Here is an 18,322-nt window from a genome sequence, read left to right on the forward strand (position 1 = left end):
CTCAGCCCTCGTCGATCCCCCAGTTGAGCCCGCGCGAGATCGCCGGATCCGCCACGGCGGTGAGCGCATAGGCGACCAGCTGCTTGCCACGCTGCCACCAGCCGGTCGCGGCGCGATAGGCCTCGGGCGTCACCTCGTTGGACTGCGCGATCTCGCCCTCGACATAGGCGCGCGCGTGCGCCGCGAAGGCCGGATCGTCGATCCGCAGCATCAGCTCGAGGTTGATGAACAGGCTGCGCATGTCGAGGTTGGCGCTGCCGATCCAGGTGGCGTCATCGACCACGTACAATTTGGTGTGCAGCTTGGTGGCGGCATATTCGAACACGCGCACCCCGCGGCGCAGCAGCCCCGCATAGGTGAAGCGCGCCGCCGCGATTGTCACGTTGTTGTCCGACTTGGACGCGGTGACGACCCGCACCGCCGCGGCGCGGCGGCCGGCGCGATCGAGCGCGCGCAGCAGCGTCGGGCTCGGCGTGAAATAGCCCGCGATCACGTCGATGCGGGTCGCGCGCCGCATGTCGTCGCGGATCGCGCGCGCCCAGGGCGACAGCTCGCGCGTCGGGCCGCCGATCAGCCAGCGCAGCCTGCCGTCGTTCTCGCTCCACCGCGCCAGCGCGCGGTTGAGCCGGCGCACCCGGCTGCGCCCGTGGATACCCTGTTCCAGCGCGTCGAAATAGCCCGCCATCCGCGCCGCGGCGGGGCCCTCCAACAGCAGGCCGAGATCGCGCCACGCCTGCTCGCGCGGCGTGCCGAAGTAATCGTCCTCGATGTTGAAGCCGCCGATGATGATCCGCGCGTCATCGGTCTCGGCGTCGGCGAGCGCGAGCTTCTGGTGGTTGCGCAGCAGATAGCGTCGTCCCAGCCGCGGTGAGAAACGGCACACCGACACGCCGGCGCGCTCCAGCGGCGCGAAGAAGTCGGGGTCGGCGTCGTCGCTGCCGAACCCGTCGACGATCAGCGCGACGCGCACCCCGCGCCCCGCCGCAGCGGTGAGCGCGGCGTTGACGCGGCGCCCCGACTCATCGTCGGCGTAGATGTAGTAGAGCACACGCAGCGAGCGGCGCGCGCCGTCGATCAGCGCGATCAGTCCCTCCAGCCGGCGCGGGCCGGTGTCGAGCAGCGTCAGGCGGTTGCCCTCCACGGTGAACGTCGGCTGGGCGGGAGCGTCTTCCATCGCCCTCAGATGGCGGGTCGCGCCGCGGCGGGCAAGCGCACCGCTGCCCCGGCGTGGGGCGCGGCTTCCTTGACGGCTGGCCGGTGCTCGACTAGATGGCCACCCTTCCCTGAAGTTTACGACAAGAGGATACGCGATGGCGCGCGTCACCGTCGAGGATTGCGTCGACAAGATCCCGAACCGCTTCGATCTCGTCCTGCTCGCCGCCCAGCGCGCGCGGCAGGTGTCGGGCGGCGCCGAGCTGACGATCGACCGCGATCGCGACAAGAACCCGGTGGTCGCGCTGCGCGAGATCGCCGAGGAGACGGTCAAGCCCGACGAGCTCCACGAGTCGGTGGTGCAGAGCCTCCAGCGCGTCCAGATCGACGACGAGGAAGAGGCCGACGCGATCGGCAGCCTCGCCGCCTCGGCCGAGGCGCTGCGCCTCACCGCGGTCGCCCCGCCGCGCAACCAGAATCTCGGCGCCGACTACGACGGCTGAGGCGTTCGAGCGTGTTCCTCGTGCGCCTGCGCGGACAGGGGCGCGGGGAGATGGGGGCTGCGCTCCCGTGGCCTTGGGCGCCCGCGTGCGCCGGATCGCGGGATGACGTGGTCATGTAAGCCGCTGAGTGGTGCCGACGGCTGAACGTCACGTCACCTTCGTTCCGGCGTCATCCTGAACTCGTTTCAGGATCTACCGCCCCGCACGAACCGCCACCGCTGAGAACGCGGGACCGTGGATCCTGAAACAAGTTTAGGATGACGCTAGCAGACGGGGAAAGCGCCCCGCCTCACCCCATCAGCGTCACGCTCATCGTGATGCGCTTCTCGCCGCCGGGCGCCACCTCGAAGACGCCGGGCTTGTCGCGATACTCGCCGGTATAGCCCTCGGGGTCGGCGATGCCGTGCCACGGCTCGACGCACACGAAGGCCGCCCCCGGCTTGGTCCAGATCCCCAGCTTGGGCGTGTCGGGGAAAGCGATCTCGAGCTGCGGGCCTGCCTCGGCGCCGTAGCGGACCGACTGCGACACCACCTCGTCCCACACCAGCGCGTCATGCGCGAACAGCGCGTCGTCGAGCCGCAGCACGCGCCCATCGAGCGGGGAGGCGACAGTCTCCGCCGCGATCGTGCCATCGGCGGCGATGCTGCGCAGCCGCGCCGGCTCGTCCTTGGCGAAGACGATGCGGTGGTCGCCGCGCGCCTGGCCATAGGGGAGCGGCCAGGCGAAGGCGGGATGGAAGCCGAAGCTCGCCGGCAGCGGCACGTCCGCGGGGTTGGCGACGGTCGCCTCGATCGCCAGCGTCGCGCCCTCGAGCGTATAGGCCAGCTCGAGCCGGAAGGCGAAGGGATAGCGCGCGCGCGTCGTGGCATCGTCGGTCAGCGCGAACACCGCGCGGGTCGGCGTCGCCTCGATGACGGCGAAGTCGCTGCGCCGGGCGAAGCCGTGCTTGCGCATCGGATAGTCGACGCCGTCGACGCGGATCGTCTCGCCCGAGGGCGCGCCTACCACCGGGAAGAGGATCGGGGCACGCCCGTTCCAGAAGCGCGGGTCGGCGTCGGTCATCAGCTCGCGCCCATCGCCGTCGGTCAGCGAAGAGAGCTGCGCGCCGTGCGGGTCGATCGCCGCGCCCAGCACCCCGTTCGAGAGTCGGATCCACTCAGCCACGCAAGCTCGCTCCCAATTTGCCCGCCGCGGCGACCACCTTGTCGGCGACCACCTTGAGCTCGGCGTCGGTGAAACTCTTCTCGCCCGGCTGGAGCACCACCTCCAGCGCGACCGACTTCTGCCCCTCGGGCACGCCCGTGCCGGTGAACACGTCGAACACGCGCGCGCGCACGATCGCGGCCTTGTCGGCACCCTTGGCCGCGCGCGTCAGCGCCTCGGCGGTGAGCGCGGTGGGGGCGAGGAAGGCAAAGTCGCGCCGCACCGGCTGGAGCGCGGGCGGCGCATAGGCCGCGCGCATGAAGCCGGTGCCGCGCTTGGCCGGCAGTGAGTCGAGGTACAGCTCGACCGCGGCGACCGAGCCGGACAGGTCGAAGGCGCGCAGCACCGCGGGATGGACCGCGCCGAACGATGCCAGCACCGTCTTGGGGCCGAGCCGCAGCGTCCCCGAGCGACCGGGGTGGAAGGCGCCGCCCGCCTCGCCCATCACCTGGAGATTGTCGACCGGCGCCCCCGCCGCGGCGAGCAGCGCCAGCGCCTCCGCCTTGGCGTCATAGGCGTCGAAGCCGGCGGCCTTGCCCTCACGCCAGCCGCGCGCGCGGCGGTCGCCCGCGAGCACGAGTCCAAGCGTCGCGCGCTCGTGCGGCGCGCCGTCCTTCGCCAGATAGCGCCGGCCCAGCTCGAACAGCCGCACGCTCTCCGCGACCTGGCGCAGGTTGCGCTCGGCGGCGGCGAGCAGCCCGGGGAGCAGCGAGGGCCGCATCACCTTGAGCTCCTCGCTGATCGGATTGGCGAGCGTCCAGTCGCCGCCGCCGAACGCCGCGGCGTGGCGCTCCGCGACGAAGCTCCACGTCACCGCCTCGTCGAGCCCGCGCGCCGCGGCGGCGCGGCGGAGGCGGCGCTCGACCTTCTGCTCGGGCGTGGCGGTCGGGCGCGCGACACCGGACAGGCGCGGTAGCGCCACCCCCTCGACGCGGTCGAGCCCCTCGATCCGAATGACCTCCTCGACGAGGTCGGCGGTGCCGTCGACGTCGGGGCGCCAGGTCGGCGGGGTGACCTGCCACTCGGGCGAGACGGTGAAGCCGAGCGACTCGAGGATGGCGCGCTGGCGATCGGCGGGCACGTCGAGGCCGCCGAGGGTGGCGGCGCGTGCCGGGTCGTAGGCATAGCTCGGCATCGCCACCGGCGGCGACCCCACGCGTGTGACGTTGCTGGCGGTGCCGCCGCAATATTCCCGGACGAGGAAGGTGGCAATCGCGAGCCCGTCGTCGAGGAACGCCGGGTCGACGCCGCGCTCGAAGCGCTGGCGCGCGTCGCTGGTCAGCGCCAGCTTCTGGCCGGTGCGCGCGATCGCGTCGGGCGCGAAATAGGCGCACTCGATGATCACGTCGGTGGTCGCCGCCGAGACGCCGGAGTGCGCGCCGCCCATGATGCCGCCGATGTCGTGCACCGCGACATCGTCGGCGATCACGGTCATGCCCGCGGCGAGCGTGTACGTCCGGCCGTTGAGCGCCACCACGCTCTCGCCCTCGCGCGCCTGGCGCGCGACGAGGCCGCCGGTGAGGTGCGCGCGGTCGTAGACGTGCAGCGGGCGGCCGAGGTCGACGGTGAGATAGTTGGTGATGTCGACCAGCGCCGAGATCGGCTTCTGCCCGATCGCGCGGAGGCGTCGCCGCATCCACTCGGGCGACTCGCCGTTGGTGAGACCCGCAACCGCCTGCGCATAGAAGGCGGGGCAGCCCGCTTCATCCTCGATCCGCACGTCCGGGCCGGGGCCCTCGCCCGGCACGTCGGGTACGGTCAGCGGCACGAGCGTGCCGAGCCCCGCCGCGGCGAGGTCGCGCGCGATGCCGCGCACGCCCATGCAATCCGGGCGGTTGGGCGTGATCGACACGTCGATCACCGCGTCGTCGAGCCCGGCATAGTCGGCGAAGGCGGTGCCCACTGGCGCATCCGAGGCCAGCTCGATGATGCCGTCATGGTCGTCGCCCAGCTCGAGCTCGCGCGACGAGCACATCATGCCGTTCGACTCGACGCCGCGGATCGCGGCGACGCGCAGCACCATGCCGTTGGCGGGGACGGTCGCGCCCGCGGTGCCGAACACGCCGACCAGCCCCGCACGCGCGTTGGGCGCGCCGCACACCACCTGGAGCGGCGCGCCGCCGTTGACTTCGGGGCCAGCCTCGACCGTGAGCACCTGGAGCTTGTCCGCCTGCGGGTGCGGCGCGGCGGTGAGGACGCGCGCGACGCGGAAGCCGCCGAGCCGCGCGGCGGGGTTCTCGACCCCCTCCACCTCGAGCCCGACGCGGGTGAGCGCGGCGAGGATCGAGTCGAGCGGCTCGCTCGTGTCGAGATGGTCCTTGAGCCAGGAGAGCGTGAATTTCATCGGTTAGTCCGGAGCTGAAGGAAGGTCAGGCGGGGCTGCCGACGCCGCCCGACAGCGTCGGGACGTCGAGCGCGGCGAAGCCGTAGTGGTGCAGCCAGCGCGAGTCGGCCTCGAACATCGGGCGCAGGTCGTCGATGCCGTATTTGAGCATCGCCAGACGGTCGATCCCGCAGCCGAAGGCGAAGCCCTGCCACTCGTCGGGGTCGAGCCCGCAATTGGCGATCACGCGCGGGTGGACCATGCCGCTGCCGAGCACCTCCATCCAGCCCTGATCGCCGCCGACGACGCGCTTGCCCTTCTCGACCGAGAAGCCGACGTCGACCTCGGCGGAGGGCTCGGTGAAGGGAAAATAGCTCGGGCGCAGCCGCAGCACGACGTCGTCGCGCTCGAAGAAGGCCTTGAGGAAGGTCTCGAGCGTCCATTTGAGATGACCGAGCGTGATGCCCTTGTCGATCACCAGTCCCTCGACCTGGTGGAACATCGGCGTGTGGGTCGCGTCCCAGTCGGAGCGATAGACGCGGCCGGGCGCGATGATGCGGATCGGCGCGCCCGCGCCGTTCTGGCGGCGCGCGACCTCGACCATGGTGCGGATCTGCACCGGCGAGGTATGCGTGCGCAGCACCAAGGGCGCGGTCTCGGCGCCCTCGGCTTGCGCGACGTAGAATGTGTCCTGCATCGCGCGCGCCGGGTGGGTGTCCGGGATGTTGAGCGCGCCGAAATTGTGCCAGTCGTCCTCGATCTCGGGCCCGGTGGCGACCGCGAAGCCGAGGTCGGCGAAGATCTCGGCCAGCTCGTCCATCACCTGGCTCACCGGGTGGACCGTGCCGCCCGCGGGCAGGTCGACCGGGAGCGTCATGTCGAGCGCCTCGCTGGCGAGCTGCGCGTCGAGCGCGACCTGCTCCAGCACCGCCTTGCGTGCGGCGATCGCGGCGGTGACTGTCTCGCGGAGCTGGTGGATCGCGGGGCCGCGCGCCTGGCGCTCCTCGGGCGACAGCGCGCCCAGCGTCTTGAGCAGAGCGGTAACGCGCCCCTGCTTACCGAGCGCCTCGACCCGCACCGCCTCGAGCGCGTCGAGCCCCGCGGCCGCGGCGATCGCGGCGAGCAGGTGGGTCTGGAGCTCGTCGGTATCGGTCATTGCTCACCTTCGTCATTCTCGCCGCCGCGGCCCTTCCGCCGCGCCACGGGGGCGAAGCCGAGGCCGATGGCGAGGTCGAGCCACGCCGGGTTCGCCTCCTCGATCAGCCGCAACTTCCAGTCACGCTTCCACTTCTTCAGCTGCTTCTCGCGCGCGATCGCAGCCTCCATCGTGTCGGCCGTCTCGTACCAGACCAGCCGCACCGCTCCGTAGCGGCTGGCGAACCCCGGGATCAATCCTCCGCGATGCTGCGCCAGTCGCGCTGGCAGGTTGGAGGTGACCCCGATGTACAGCGTACCGTGCCGCCGGCTCGCGAGGATGTAGACGCACGGCTGTTTCGCCATGGGCGGCGGTTCGGCAGGTTGAGGTACCTAGGCGATATAGGCGGTCTCGCTGGCGAACGGCGTCAACGTCGTGCCACGCTTCCTGGACGCGCCGCTCTTGCCTCGTCCGTCATCCCCGCGGAGGCGGGGACCCATTCGCGCGGGTCCGCGTGAGAGGTCGAACGTCAGCGTGTATGGATCCCCGCCTTCGCGGGGATGCTTGTGAGGACGTGGGTGACGACGTGAGCGGGGTGCGCGTCAGTCGTATGACGGCCCTTGCCCCTCAACAAACGAGAAAGGGGCGCCGGTGTCGCCACCAGCGCCCCCATATCATCGCGGAGGAAGCCTCACGCCGCCTGCGGCAGCGCGGCCTTCGCCTGGGCAATGATCGCGGTGAAGGCGGCGCCCTCGTTCATCGCGATGTCGGCCAGCACCTTCCGGTCCAGCTCGACGCCGGCGAGCTTCAGCCCGTGCATGAACTGGCTGTAGGTCAGGCCCTCGGCGCGGACGCCGGCGTTGATGCGCTGGATCCACAGGCCGCGGAAGGTCCGCTTCTTCACCTTGCGATCGCGATAGGCATACTGGCCGGCCTTCTCGACCGCCTGCCGCGCGACGCGGATGGTGTTCTTGCGACGGCCGCGATAGCCCTTCGCCTGCTCGAGGATGTTCTTGTGCTTGGCGCGAGTGGTGACGCCCCGCTTGACGCGTGCCATATGCTATTCCTCCTCGTCGCTCAGTTCAGGCCGTACGGCGCCCAGGCCTTCACCGTCGCGGTGTCGGCCTTCGACAGCACCGTGGTGCCGCGGTTCTGGCGGATGTACTTGGCGTTGTGGCTGATGAGGCGGTGGCGCTTGCCGGCGACGCCGTGCTTGATCTTGCCGGTGGCGGTGAGCTTGAAGCGCTTCTTCACGCCGCTCTTGGTCTTGAGCTTGGGCATTTTCGTCCTTTCTGCTGGAGCGTTCGGCTGAAACGGCCGCGGCAGCCCTGGATGGCCGGGCCGTTCGTCACCGCCGATCGCTCGGAGAAGCGGGCGCCTTAGCCGCGCTCCCCGCGAAAAGCAACCGCCCGCATCTGGCACGGTGGCGCGCGCGGCACCGGGAACCGCGTCGCCGCGTCGCGCGATTGGACCGCCATGGCAACGATCCCGCCCGACACGGTCGCCGCGCCCGCTCCGTCCGCGGCGTCGACCGGCGCGGCGGGTGCGTCACCGCCGCCCGCGCCGCCGGGAGGCGCTGGTCCGTCGTCCGGCCGCGGCTGGCGGATCGCGCGCAACGTCGTGCTGGGGCTGCTCGCCCTCATCGCCGCGATCTGGCTGGTGCTGTTCGTCACCAAGGGCCGCTTCCTCAAGCGACCGTTCGAGAGCGTCGTCGGCAAGCTGACCCATCGCCAGGTGACGGTGGGTGGCGACTTCCAGCTCTATTTCGCCCCGCTCAAGATCAAGTTCTACGCCGAACGACTCGCCATCGCCAATCCCACCTGGGCGACGCGGCCGAACCTCTTCGCCGCGGAGCGGATCGATTCGCGGATCGCGCCACTGTCGCTGCTGTTCGGCAAGCGCCGGCTCTACTGGCTCGAGCTCACCAACGGTGCGGCCGACCTCGAGTGGGATCCTGCGCACACGCGTAACACCTGGACCTTCAGCGAGGACAAAGGATCGGGCAAGCCGCTCGACCTTCCACGGATCGACCGCGCCACCGTCACGGGAACGCAGGTGCGCTACCGCGACCCTCGGATGAAGCTGCTCGCCGATCTGACGCTCGACACGATCCGCTCGACCGACGCGCGGATCGGCCAGGCGGTGGGGCTGAGCGGCAGCGGCCAGCTGCGCGACACGCCCTTCACGCTGGCGGCGCGGCTGCTCTCGCCCGACGCGACCGTGGCGCGCGGCCGCAACGAGCTGGTCGCGCGCGCCAGGGCGGCGGGCAACACGGTCGACGTCGCCGGCACGCTGCCGAGCCTCGCCGAGTTCGAGAACGTGCCGCTGGCGGTGCGCGCCGCCGGGCGCAACCTGTCGACCCTGCTCGACGTGATCGGCGTGGTGATCCCCAACACGCGCACCTACCGGCTCCGCGCACAGCTGGTGCAGAGCGGCAACGAATACCGCTTCACGCGCATGAGCGGCACGTTCGGCGACAGCGACGTCGCGGGGCGGCTGACCATCACCAACGGTGCGCGGCTCCACCTCGACTCGGAGCTGACGACGCGCCGGCTCGACATCGTCGATGCCGCGCCCTTCATCGGCTACAACCCCGACATCGTCGCGGAGAAGGGCGCCGTCGCCGCCGCCGCCGCGACCGGCGCGGCGCCGGCGCGGATCCTCCCCGACGCCGCGCTGCCGGTGGCGACGATGCAGCGATTCGACGCCGACCTGAAGTGGCACGTCGGCGTGGTGCGCTCGCGCCGCGTGCCGATCTCCGACATCGACATGGTGCTCGATCTCGAGCGCGGCCGGCTGGCGCTGTCGCCGCTCACCTTCGCCATGGCGCGCGGCAACGTCGCCGCCGACGCGATCTTCGACACGCGCGAGCGGCCGAGCGCGGTCAGCTACGACATCCGCCTCGCGCCGACGCCGATGGGGCGGCTGCTCGCCGGCTATGGCGTCGCCGAGTCGGGTACGTCCGGGACGATCCGCGGCCGCATCCAGCTCGCGGGCCGCGGCGACACGATCCACGACTCGCTCGCCAGCGCGCGCGGCCGGATCGCCTTCGTGATGCCCGCGGGCACGATGTGGACGCGCAACGTCGAGCTGGCCGAGATCGACCTCGGCACCTTCGTCCAGAAGATGTTTCAGCAGGAGCTCAAGGAGCCGGTGCAGATCAACTGTGGGCTGATCGCCTTCACCGTCCGCGACGGCGTGGCGGCGACCGACCCGATCCTGATCGATACCAAGAACAACGTGATCCTGGCGCGCGGCGGGTTCAGCTTCAAGACCGAGGCGCTGGACCTCGCCTTCCGCGCTGACTCCAAGAAGTTCAGCCTCTTCTCGGGCCAGTCGCCGGTCGGGCTCGGCGGCTATTTCGCACAGCCGCAGCTCAACGTGATCTCGCCGCAGCTGGTGGCGCGCGCCGGCGCCGGGCTAGGCCTGGCGGTGGTTGCGACGCCCGTCGCGGCGCTGCTCGCGTTCGTCGACCCGGGAGACGCCAAGGCGGCGCAGTGCGGCCCGATACTCGCGGGGAAGACCGCGGCGGCGCAGCGCGACGAGAAGGGCGAGCCGCGCACCGACGTGGGTAACGGCACGACCAGCAAGGCGCCGGCGCCCAAGCGGAAGAATTTCCTGGGGATCTTCTAGGTCGCACTCACCGCCACGATCCCTCGGGAAGATCGACGTCGCGCTCGGCGGCGTCGAGCGCGGCGACCAGCCCGGCACGGTCGAGCGGGACGCAATAGGCCGGCTTGGCACGCTCGAACCGCCACCCCTCGGCCAGCGGTCCCGCATCGACCGCGGCATAGCCGAGCGAGCCGTGCAGCGCCGCCACCTCCCCGCAGGCGCCTTCGTCGTCGCCCGCGATCGGCAGAGCGCGACGCGCCCCGCCCGGCAGCACCGGCGGCGCGCGCAGCTCGCGCGCGAGGATGGCGTTGAACGCCTTCACCACGGTCGCCGCGGGGAAGTGGCGCGCCACCATCTCGCTGGTCGTGGTCGAGCGCGAGTCGAGCGCCGCGATCCGGCCGTCGCGGTCGGGGTAGTAATTGTTGGCGTCGGCGACGACCCGCCCCGCCAGCAGCCCGGGCGCGAGCGTGAACACCGCGGTGAACGGGACCGCGAGCACCACCAGCTCGCTCAGCCCGGGCACGTCCTCGGCACGTGCGGCAGCGCAGCCGATCGTCGCGGCGAGGTCGTAGATCGTCTCGGGCTCGCGCGAGTTGGCGAGCGTCACCTCGTGCCCCGCCACGACCGCTCGGCGCGCCAGCGCCTGGCCGACCTGGCCCGCCCCGATGATCCCGACCCGCATCACTCACCCCGCACTGACCTCGGTGCTTTATAGTGGCGTGACGGGGCGACGGCGGTCGGCGCGAGCGGAAGTGTCGCCTCGTCACGCCGAGGCGGGCGGGGGCCCGGTGCTGGGATCCTCCGGCACGGCGAGCGGCCGCACCCGCACCAGCAGCACGCCGCCGAGCAGCGCGAGCGTGCCGAGCGCGGCGCAGAAGAGGACGACGCCCGGCCAGCCGTGACGTGTCCAGGCGATGCCGCCCGCCGATCCGAGCACGCTCGACCCGAGATAGTAGAAGCACAGGTACCAGGCCGCCGCCTGGCCGCGTGCGGCGCCGCCGCGGCGGCCGACCCAGGCGCTCGCGATCGAATGGGCGCCGAAGAAGCCGATCGTGAGCACCGCGATGCCGAGGATCACCAGCCACAAGGGTCTCGTCGCGGTGAGCGCCACGCCCGCGATCAGCAGCACGACGGGCACCCAGAAGACGCGGCGACGCCCGAGCCGGCCCGCCAGGCCGCCGAACAGCCGCGAGCTGACCGAGCCGAGCACGTAGAGCAGGAACACCGCCCCGATCGTCGCCTGCCCCAGGCCGTACGGCGGCGCGAGCAGGTGGAAGCCGGCGTAATTGTAGATCGTCACGAACGCGCCCATCAGCAGGAAGCTCTCGACGTAGAGCAGCCTCAGTCCGGGATCGCGGAACAGGGCGGCGGCGCCGCGCGGCAGCGCCAGCCAGCCGGCGTCGCTCGGCGCGAATCGGCGCGACGGGGGCGCGAGCCGGCGGAACGCCTCGGCCAGCGCGAACCCGATCAGGCCGACGCTCGCCAGCGCCCAGCGCCAGTCCGCCGCCGCGGCGACGAGGCTGGCGACCAGCCGTCCGCCCATGCCGCCGAGCGCGCTGCCGGCGATGTAGAGCCCCATCGCCGCGCCGATCGAAGCCGAGTCGACCTCCTCGGCGACATAGGCCATCGCCACCGCCGGCACGCCCGCGAGCGCCAGCCCGGCGAGCAGCCGCAGCGCGAGCAGCCCGTACCAGCCGGGCACCACCGCCGCGGCCACCGTCATCAGCGCCGCTGTGATCATCGCCGCCACCATCAGCGGGCGGCGCCCGACCCGGTCCGACACCGCGCCGGCGACGAGGATGCCGAGCGCGAGCGGTCCCGTCGCCAGCGACACCGCCAGCGACGCCGCCTCCGCGCTCAGCCGGAAGTGTGCCGCCAGCAGCGGCAGCAGCGGCTGCACCGCGTACAGCGTGGAGAAGGTGGCGAAGCCGGCGAACAGCATCGCCAGCGTGAGGCGGCGATAGGCCGGCGAACCTGCCGCCAGTGCGGGCGGCACGGCGCTCAGCCCGTGCCCTGCGCGCGCGCCCCGGCAATCATGCGCCGCGCGATCTCGCGCACGCCCTCATCGTCCTTGCTATCGTCCTTCGCCGGATCACCCAGGTGTGACAGGCTGGCCTCAAGGAAGTCGAGCAGCCCGGGATCGCGCGACTCGACATACTCGATGAGCTTGAACAGCAGATGCTCGGCGGCGATCTCGCGCTGGCGCGTCCGGATCATGTCGTCTCTCATGGAGTGCTCCCTTCGAGCTTCTCTAACCCTTGGGGGTGGCGGCAGCTCCCCGACGAGGCAGTACCTTCGGCGAACGCTCGCTCCGATCACGACCTATCCACTGCGTAGGCGTTCGCGGGACGAACAAGATGCTGTTTACGCTTCATTTTGCCGAAATCGCGCGGCACCATTCGCCCGCTGGAGCGAGCGGCGGAGGCGCGTCCCTTTTCGGGAAGGCGGCGCGCGCTTGGTCGCTTGTCGGTCCGTGGCAATCCCGCATGCTCACCGGGCTTGTCAGCTAACCTACGGTGACGACGCGAAGAACGAGAGACCGACCACAACCACCGCATCGAACGCGGGGCGACCGGCACGACCGGTCGGATGACAGGAGAGAGCTATGGTCAGCGTGCTGCACGGCTCGGCCGTCGTTGCCATGATGGGGCAGGGCCAGGGCGAGGCCCGGCCCGCCAGCGCGCTGCCGCCTGATCGCGTCCTGAGCGCGGTGGCGTCGGCGGAGGTCGACGACCCGCTCGTCGCGCTCGCGCGCGACCATGCCCAAGCGCTCGACGCCGACGCGCTGCTGATCACCTGGCAGCCCCCCGCAAGCGCGCCGGTGGCGCTCTACGCCGGCGGCGCGGGGCTCACGCGCGAGCGGATCGACCGGCTGGTCGCCGAGCAGGCCGCGCACCCGGCGCGTGCTGCCCGCGAATGGCGCCCGGAGCGGGAAGGAGACGAGGGCGGCGCACGCCTGCTCGCCGTCTTTCCCGCGGGCGATGGCATGGTGACGATCACGACGCTGTTCGCCCGCCCGAGTGAGACGGCGCGGCAGCGCGCCGAGGCCGAGGCGGCGCGCCGTCAGTCGCTGCTCGAACCCTTCTTCGCGTTATGGGCGCAGCGCGCGCGCGCGCAGGCGCAGGCGCGCGGCCTCGCCGAGGCGGTGAACCACAGCGACGTCGGCGTGCTGCTGGTCAACGCGCGCGGCCAGCTGATGCTCGCCAACACCGTCGCCGAGGCGCTGATGGCGCGGCAGGACGGGTTGCGGCGCAGCGGCACGCTGCTGAGCGGCAGCCGCCTGCCCGACACGCTGCGGCTGCAGACCGCGATCGACCATGTCGTCGGCGGCGGCACGTCGCGGGCACGGGCCGCCGCGCCGGTGATCGCGCTGGGTCGCGCCGAGCGGCGGCCGCTGCTGGTCGCGATCGTCGCCACCGACCAGCCGCCTGCCACGGCGGAGGACTGCGCCGCGATCCTCTACGTCTTCGATCCGGCGCAGGAACTGCGCCGGCTGATCGAGCCCGTGTGCAAGCTCTATGGCCTGTCGCCGGTCGAGACCCGGCTCACCTGCCTGCTCGCGGACGCGCTGAGCCTGGCCGATGCCGCCGCGGCGATGCACGTGCGCGAGCAGACCGCGCGCTCCTACCTCAAGCAGATCTTCCTCAAGACCGATACCAACCGGCAGGCCGAGCTGGTGTGGCTGATGCTGAAGAGCGCGGTGCGCGTGGCGCCGATCTGTCGCACGTCTTTCGTGTGAACACCCCCTGAACGAGGGGGTCGGCTTTCCCCGAACGAGGGCAAGGGAATCACTTATGTCGGGGCAGAGAAGCGCCAGCGGAGTCCGCATACCGATAGCGTACCGAGGATACGGTGCCGCACCGCTCCTCCGACGACGGCGACGTCGCGCGGTCAACAGGGGGCGTGGCGATCACGTGATAGCGAGGAACGCCGACATGAAAGCACCATTCTACCGCTCCTGCTCCGTCGCCGCGCTGCTGATCGCAGCCCCCGCGGTGGCGCAGACCGCCGACCCCAGCAACGGCGCGAGCGCGGGGCAGAATGCCGCCGCGGGCGGCTCGACCGCCTCGACCGACAGCTCGAACAACTCGACCAATGACTGGTCGAACAGCTCGACGAACGATTATTCGAACAGCTCCACGAACGACTGGTCGAACAATTCGACCGCGGACAATTCGAACAGCTCGACGACGGACAATTCGAACAGCTCGACCACCGATAACTCGAACAGCTCCACCACCGATAATTCGAATAGCTCGACCAACGATTATTCGAACAACGCGGTGACCACGTCGGACAGCTCGAACAATTCGACCAACACCGCGGACAGCTACAACTCCTCCACCTCGGATAGCTCGAACAACTCCACCACGACCACCGACGCATCGGACAATTCGACCACCGACAATTCGGTGACCACCAGCGACAGCGGCAATGCCACCGCCTCGGCTGGCCGCGTCGCCGCCAACAACAGCGCGTCCGCGACCGACAACACCAACAACTCGTCGAGCGACTCCTCCAACAGCTCGACCAACACGACCGACAGCTACAACGACAATTCGACGACCACGACGACGACGACCGACGCCTCGGACAACTCGTCGACGGACAATTCCGACAGCTCGATGACGGATAATTCGAACAGCTCCACCACCGACAACTCCAACAGCTCGATGACGGACAATTCCAACAGCTCAACCAACAACAGCAACAACGACAGCTCGACCACGACGACGACCGACGCGTCGGACAACTCGACGACAGACAATTCCGACAACTCGACGACGGATAACTCTAACAACTCGACCAACGACAACTCGAACAGCTCGACGACCGACAATTCCAACAACTCGGTCAATGACAGCAACAACGACAGCTCGGACAACTCGACCGACAATTCGGTCGCCAACAGCAACAACGACAGCTCGGATCACTCGATCTCGCTGGTCGGCACCTCGGCGACGGCCTCGGCGTCCAACGCCAACGTGTTCGGCGACAGCGCCATCGTCGCCAGCTCCACGCTGTCGAGCTACGTCACCGGCGTGTCGGTGACCTTCGGCGGCGGCGGCGAGGGTGGCACACCCGGCGCGGCCAACCAGCTGAGCAACAGCGGCGGCGCGTTCCAGAACTACGCCGGCATGCAGGCGCTCAACCAGAACACCGGCGTCGGTGCCTCGCAGAACGCGAGCGTGTCGGTCGCGGTGTCGACCGGCGACGTCACCTTCTGATGCCCCCGGGCCGGCGGCGGTGCCCCCCGCCGCCGGCCCACCTTCGACCAACGAGGAGCGTGTCGATGCCCCGCCTCATTCCCCTCTGCCTCTGGGCATCGCCGCTGCTCCTCGTCGGCGCGCTCGCCGCCGCGCCCGTCGCGGCACAGACCGAAGCGACGCCCTTCGCCACCGCGGCGCTCGACGAGGGCGCGCTGGCGCAGATCGCCGGCCGCGAGGACACGCGCCAGTCGGCGCTGGCCGAGCAGAACGCCGGCGTCGCGCACAACAGCGTCGGCGACAACGTCCGCACCGGCGACGCGACGATCGACGGACAGGCGTTCCAGAACATGTCCGGGCTGTCGGTGCTGAGCGTCAACACGGGCAACAATGTCGCGATCAACGCCGCGATGAACGTCACGATCGCGCTCTCGCCCAATCCATGATCCCGCTCGCGCCCGTGCCCCGCCTGATCGCGGCCGTGCTGCTGACGCTCGGCGCGGCGGCGTGCGCGGGCGAGGTCGCGCCCGGGTCGCGCTTCGTCGGCGGCGCCGGCGCGGGGCCGGTCGGCGACTATCGCGTGCCGGTCCGCTCGATGGCGGAGCGGCGCTTCGACGGCATCGTTCGCCAGCGCTATGATTTCAGCTGCGGCTCGGCCGCGCTCGCGACGCTGCTGCGCTACCATTACGACCTCGACGTGCGCGAGGATCTCGCCTTCCGCGGCATGTGGCTGCGCGGCGACCAGCCGCAGATCCGCCGACTCGGCTTCTCGCTGCTCGACATGAAGCGCTGGCTCGCCAGTCGCGGGCTGCGCGCGGACGGCTACAAGGTGACGCTCGACAAGGTGCGCCAGACCGGCGTGCCGGGGATCGCGCTGATCGCGATCCGCGACTATCGCCACTTCGTCGTGGTGAAGGGCGTGAGCGCGCGCGAGGTGCTGCTCGGCGATCCGTCGAGCGGCGTCACCGTGATGCCGCGCGCCGCCTTCGAGCAGGCGTGGAACGGCATCTATTTCGTGCTCGCCGACGACCAGCCGCTCGCCAAGACGCGGTTCAACCGCGAGGCGCAGTGGCTCGCCTATGCGCGCGCGCCGATCGGCGGCCGCTTCTCCGATCCGGTCAGCCAGCAGGCGCTGTCGATCACCGCCCCCTCCTACGGCGACATCTCGTGAGCGGCGCGGCGCTGATGCTGCTGGGGTTGGGTCAGGCGCTGTTCGGCGCGCTCACCCCCGTCCCCGATTCGGCGCTGGCGGAGGAGCGCGGCGGCTTCATGCTGCCGGGCGGGATCGACGTCGCGCTGACGGTGCAGACGCAGACCGCGGTCGACGGCGCGGTCGTGCTGCGCACCGTCTTCCAGGCGAGCCAGGGAACGCCGACGCTGACCGTCTACGCGCCGCGCGCGGGCGAGACCGTCGCCGCCACGCCCGCGGTGGCCGCCGGTACCGCCGGCGCGCGGGCACCGACCGTGACGTACGACACGCGCACCGGTTTCCAGGTGACGCCCGGCACGAGCGCGCCCGGCGTCGGCGTCGCCGCGGCGGGAGCGGCGGCGTTGCCCGCGGGACTCGAGGCGGTCGCCGGGGGTATGACCGATCACGGCGTGATCACACAGGGGCAGCAGGGGGGCACGCGGACGGTGGAACTGAGCGGCAGCGATCTCACGGTGACTCATCTCGCCGGCAACGTCTTCGGCACGGCGATCGCCAATTCGGGGAGCGACCGCGTGATCGACACGCAGACCAGCGTCGCGATCGATCTCGGCGCGGCGGGCGCGGAACTGCTCGCGGGCTCGGCGCTGCTGCGCGTCGGCGAGATCGCGGGCGGCGCCACCGCGATGCGGGCGCAGTGATGCGGCGGGTCCTGCTCGCGCTGCTCGCCACGACGTTCCTCATCCCGTCTGCCGAGGCGCAGCCGACAGGTCGGCGCGCGCCGCTGCAGCGCCAGCTCGACCAGGCGCTCCAGCTGATCGAGGCGCAGCGCGCGCGGCTCGACGCGCAGGCGGCCGAGCTCGCCGAACTGCGCCGCCGCGTCGACGCGCAGGCGCAGGCGGTCGCGCGCGCCGAGTCGGCGCCGCTGCCCCAGCTCGCCGCCGCGCCGCCGCGCGCGCCCGCGGTGGCCGCGGCGCAGGGGGCGGCGCCGGGTGCCCCCGGCGACCCCGCGGGCGTGCTCCAGCCCCCGCTCGAGCGCGTCGGCCAGGCGCCCGAGGACGCCGAGCAGCCGATCCAGCTCGCGGTGCTCGACAGCCAGTCGAGCGTCGTGACGCGCAAGGGCCAGCTCACCGGCGAGTTCCAGGTCGATTACGCGCGCGCCGATCGCAGCCGCGCGGTGTTCCGCGGCGTCGAGCTGGTCGAGGCGGTGCTGGTCGGCGTGTTCGACATCAACGAGAGCCGACAGGACGTGCTCACCGCCTCGGCGGCGCTGCGCTACGGCCTCACCGACCGGTTCGAACTGGGCGTGCGCGCGCCGTTCATCCATCGCGCCGACGCCTCGATCATCGCGCCGATCGCGGGGAGCACCAACAACGACCAGGCCGCGACGATCGACAGCTCGGTGAAAGGCACCGGGATCGGCGACATCGAGCTGACCGCGCGCTACCAATTGCTCAGCGGCGGCAACGGCCGGCCCTATCTGATCGGCAACCTCCAGGGCGTGCTGCCGACCGGCACCGACCCGTTCGCGATCCGGCGCGACGACCTCGGCCGGCCGACGCGCGCGGCGACCGGCGCGGGCTTCTGGGGCATCGCGCCGAGCGTCACCGCGATCCTGCCGAGCGACCCGGTCGTGCTGTTCGGCACGCTCGGCTATACCTTCAACCTGCCGCGCGCCGTCGACACGCGGATCCCGCCGGTGGTGATCACCTATGTCGACCCGGGCGACGCGATCTCGGGCTCGGCGGGGATCGGCATCTCGCTCAACCAGCGCACCACGGTGAACTTCGGCTACGCGCATACCTGGGCGTTCGGGACGCGCACGCGCACCATGCTGATCGAGCCGACCGCGGCCTGGCCGGGCGAGCGCGAGACGATCTCGCGCGACCTCCAGATCGGGCGCTTCCTGTTCGGCGTGACCTATCGCGTCACCGATCGCGCGAGCCTCAACTGGTCGGTCGAGGTCGGCGCGACCGAGGACGCGACCGACCTGCGCACCGTGCTGCGCGTGCCCGTGGTGCTGTTGACGGGGCGGTGAG

Annotated in this window: 18 protein-coding genes; 8 read left to right on the forward strand and 10 right to left on the reverse strand. The window is 71.2% G+C overall.

Features of this window, described 5'->3' with window-relative positions:
• Nucleotide 1: 1 nt before the first annotated feature.
• Complete coding sequence (locus tag KZ820_RS10855) at nucleotides 2–1,174, reverse strand: phospholipase D-like domain-containing protein (RefSeq protein WP_219748654.1); 1,173 nt, start codon at nucleotides 1,172–1,174, stop codon at nucleotides 2–4.
• A gap of 136 nt (nucleotides 1,175–1,310) precedes the next feature.
• On the opposite strand from KZ820_RS10855, the gene rpoZ reads away from it, so the two are divergent.
• Nucleotides 1,311–1,655, forward strand: coding sequence for a DNA-directed RNA polymerase subunit omega (gene rpoZ, locus KZ820_RS10860; protein WP_183922344.1), 345 nt, complete (start codon nucleotides 1,311–1,313; stop codon nucleotides 1,653–1,655).
• Nucleotides 1,656–1,944: 289 nt separating this feature from the next.
• Here rpoZ and KZ820_RS10865 read toward each other — a convergent pair whose 3' ends face one another.
• The 6 genes from KZ820_RS10865 to rpmI all read right to left on the reverse strand — a co-directional run bounded on the left by KZ820_RS10865 (nucleotide 1,945) and on the right by rpmI (nucleotide 7,598).
• The gene (locus KZ820_RS10865; RefSeq protein ID WP_219748655.1) at nucleotides 1,945–2,820 is read right to left on the reverse strand and encodes an aldose 1-epimerase family protein; all 876 of its coding nucleotides are present in this window, start codon (nucleotides 2,818–2,820) and stop codon (nucleotides 1,945–1,947) included.
• Nucleotides 2,813–5,203, reverse strand: coding sequence for a phenylalanine--tRNA ligase subunit beta (gene pheT, locus KZ820_RS10870; protein ID WP_219748656.1), 2,391 nt, complete (start codon nucleotides 5,201–5,203; stop codon nucleotides 2,813–2,815). The genes KZ820_RS10865 and pheT overlap by 8 nt, the downstream gene beginning before the upstream one ends.
• 25 nt (nucleotides 5,204–5,228) lie before the next feature.
• A complete protein-coding gene (gene pheS, locus KZ820_RS10875) occupies nucleotides 5,229–6,338 on the reverse strand; it encodes a phenylalanine--tRNA ligase subunit alpha (RefSeq protein ID WP_219748657.1) in 1,110 nt (369 codons plus the stop codon).
• A complete protein-coding gene (locus KZ820_RS10880; RefSeq protein ID WP_219748658.1) occupies nucleotides 6,335–6,682 on the reverse strand; it encodes a GIY-YIG nuclease family protein in 348 nt (115 codons plus the stop codon). Before KZ820_RS10880 ends, pheS begins: the two co-directional genes overlap by 4 nt.
• 326 nt (nucleotides 6,683–7,008) lie before the next feature.
• Nucleotides 7,009–7,374: a 50S ribosomal protein L20 gene (gene rplT / locus KZ820_RS10885; RefSeq protein WP_183922336.1), complete on the reverse strand. Its 366-nt coding sequence runs from the start codon at nucleotides 7,372–7,374 to the stop codon at nucleotides 7,009–7,011.
• 20 nt (nucleotides 7,375–7,394) lie between these two features.
• Nucleotides 7,395–7,598 (reverse strand): 50S ribosomal protein L35, encoded by a 204-nt coding sequence (gene rpmI, locus KZ820_RS10890; RefSeq protein ID WP_058755056.1) that lies wholly within the window; start codon nucleotides 7,596–7,598, stop codon nucleotides 7,395–7,397.
• Nucleotides 7,599–7,793: 195 nt separating this feature from the next.
• Here rpmI and KZ820_RS10895 point away from each other — a divergent pair, with 195 nt between their 5' ends.
• On the forward strand, nucleotides 7,794–9,950 hold the full coding sequence (locus tag KZ820_RS10895) for an AsmA family protein (protein ID WP_219748659.1): 2,157 nt from the start codon (nucleotides 7,794–7,796) through the stop codon (nucleotides 9,948–9,950).
• Between the two features lie 7 nt (nucleotides 9,951–9,957).
• Here the strand turns inward: KZ820_RS10895 and KZ820_RS10900 are convergent, their stop codons facing one another.
• The 3 genes from KZ820_RS10900 to KZ820_RS10910 all read right to left on the reverse strand — a co-directional run bounded on the left by KZ820_RS10900 (nucleotide 9,958) and on the right by KZ820_RS10910 (nucleotide 12,158).
• The gene (locus tag KZ820_RS10900; protein WP_219748660.1) at nucleotides 9,958–10,611 is read right to left on the reverse strand and encodes an NADPH-dependent F420 reductase; all 654 of its coding nucleotides are present in this window, start codon (nucleotides 10,609–10,611) and stop codon (nucleotides 9,958–9,960) included.
• Between the two features lie 81 nt (nucleotides 10,612–10,692).
• Nucleotides 10,693–11,925, reverse strand: coding sequence for an MFS transporter (locus KZ820_RS10905; RefSeq protein ID WP_308462198.1), 1,233 nt, complete (start codon nucleotides 11,923–11,925; stop codon nucleotides 10,693–10,695).
• A 5-nt stretch (nucleotides 11,926–11,930) separates the two neighbouring features.
• Nucleotides 11,931–12,158 carry a hypothetical protein gene (locus KZ820_RS10910; protein WP_219748661.1) on the reverse strand — a complete coding sequence of 76 codons (228 nt, stop codon included), beginning with the start codon at nucleotides 12,156–12,158 and terminating at the stop codon, nucleotides 11,931–11,933.
• Between the two features lie 376 nt (nucleotides 12,159–12,534).
• Between KZ820_RS10910 and KZ820_RS10915 the strand changes: the two genes are divergently transcribed.
• The 6 genes from KZ820_RS10915 to KZ820_RS10940 all read left to right on the forward strand — a co-directional run bounded on the left by KZ820_RS10915 (nucleotide 12,535) and on the right by KZ820_RS10940 (nucleotide 18,321).
• Nucleotides 12,535–13,668, forward strand: coding sequence for a nitrogen regulation protein NR(II) (locus tag KZ820_RS10915; RefSeq protein WP_219748662.1), 1,134 nt, complete (start codon nucleotides 12,535–12,537; stop codon nucleotides 13,666–13,668).
• Between the two features lie 196 nt (nucleotides 13,669–13,864).
• Nucleotides 13,865–15,157, forward strand: a complete 1,293-nt coding sequence (locus tag KZ820_RS10920) for a hypothetical protein (protein WP_219748663.1) — start codon at nucleotides 13,865–13,867, stop codon at nucleotides 15,155–15,157.
• A gap of 65 nt (nucleotides 15,158–15,222) precedes the next feature.
• Nucleotides 15,223–15,582 (forward strand): hypothetical protein, encoded by a 360-nt coding sequence (locus KZ820_RS10925; protein WP_219748664.1) that lies wholly within the window; start codon nucleotides 15,223–15,225, stop codon nucleotides 15,580–15,582.
• Nucleotides 15,579–16,307, forward strand: coding sequence for a C39 family peptidase (locus KZ820_RS10930; protein ID WP_219748665.1), 729 nt, complete (start codon nucleotides 15,579–15,581; stop codon nucleotides 16,305–16,307). The genes KZ820_RS10925 and KZ820_RS10930 overlap by 4 nt, the downstream gene beginning before the upstream one ends.
• Nucleotides 16,304–16,984, forward strand: a complete 681-nt coding sequence (locus tag KZ820_RS10935) for a hypothetical protein (RefSeq protein ID WP_219748666.1) — start codon at nucleotides 16,304–16,306, stop codon at nucleotides 16,982–16,984. Before KZ820_RS10930 ends, KZ820_RS10935 begins: the two co-directional genes overlap by 4 nt.
• Complete coding sequence (locus tag KZ820_RS10940; RefSeq protein WP_219748667.1) at nucleotides 16,984–18,321, forward strand: transporter; 1,338 nt, start codon at nucleotides 16,984–16,986, stop codon at nucleotides 18,319–18,321. Before KZ820_RS10935 ends, KZ820_RS10940 begins: the two co-directional genes overlap by 1 nt.
• Nucleotide 18,322 lies beyond the last annotated feature (1 nt).

It is taken from the genome of Sphingomonas citri, assembly GCF_019429485.1.
Classification (GTDB): domain Bacteria; phylum Pseudomonadota; class Alphaproteobacteria; order Sphingomonadales; family Sphingomonadaceae; genus Sphingomonas; species Sphingomonas citri.

Bases quoted from the DNA above. Each gene is read 5' to 3' on its own strand.
- KZ820_RS10880 (WP_219748658.1), bottom strand. From the start codon at position 6,682: ATGGCGAAACAGCCGTGCGTCTACATCCTCGCGAGCCGGCGGCACGGT.
- pheS (WP_219748657.1), bottom strand. From the start codon at position 6,338: ATGACCGATACCGACGAGCTCCAGACCCACCTGCTCGCCGCGATCGCC.
- KZ820_RS10925 (WP_219748664.1), top strand. From the start codon at position 15,223: ATGCCCCGCCTCATTCCCCTCTGCCTCTGGGCATCGCCGCTGCTCCTC.
- KZ820_RS10895 (WP_219748659.1), top strand. From the start codon at position 7,794: ATGGCAACGATCCCGCCCGACACGGTCGCCGCGCCCGCTCCGTCCGCG.
- KZ820_RS10930 (WP_219748665.1), top strand. From the start codon at position 15,579: ATGATCCCGCTCGCGCCCGTGCCCCGCCTGATCGCGGCCGTGCTGCTG.
- rplT (WP_183922336.1), bottom strand. From the start codon at position 7,374: ATGGCACGCGTCAAGCGGGGCGTCACCACTCGCGCCAAGCACAAGAAC.
- KZ820_RS10915 (WP_219748662.1), top strand. From the start codon at position 12,535: ATGGTCAGCGTGCTGCACGGCTCGGCCGTCGTTGCCATGATGGGGCAG.
- KZ820_RS10920 (WP_219748663.1), top strand. From the start codon at position 13,865: ATGAAAGCACCATTCTACCGCTCCTGCTCCGTCGCCGCGCTGCTGATC.
- KZ820_RS10900 (WP_219748660.1), bottom strand. From the start codon at position 10,611: ATGCGGGTCGGGATCATCGGGGCGGGCCAGGTCGGCCAGGCGCTGGCG.
- rpmI (WP_058755056.1), bottom strand. From the start codon at position 7,598: ATGCCCAAGCTCAAGACCAAGAGCGGCGTGAAGAAGCGCTTCAAGCTC.
- KZ820_RS10910 (WP_219748661.1), bottom strand. From the start codon at position 12,158: ATGAGAGACGACATGATCCGGACGCGCCAGCGCGAGATCGCCGCCGAG.
- KZ820_RS10940 (WP_219748667.1), top strand. From the start codon at position 16,984: ATGCGGCGGGTCCTGCTCGCGCTGCTCGCCACGACGTTCCTCATCCCG.
- pheT (WP_219748656.1), bottom strand. From the start codon at position 5,203: ATGAAATTCACGCTCTCCTGGCTCAAGGACCATCTCGACACGAGCGAG.
- KZ820_RS10855 (WP_219748654.1), bottom strand. From the start codon at position 1,174: ATGGAAGACGCTCCCGCCCAGCCGACGTTCACCGTGGAGGGCAACCGC.
- rpoZ (WP_183922344.1), top strand. From the start codon at position 1,311: ATGGCGCGCGTCACCGTCGAGGATTGCGTCGACAAGATCCCGAACCGC.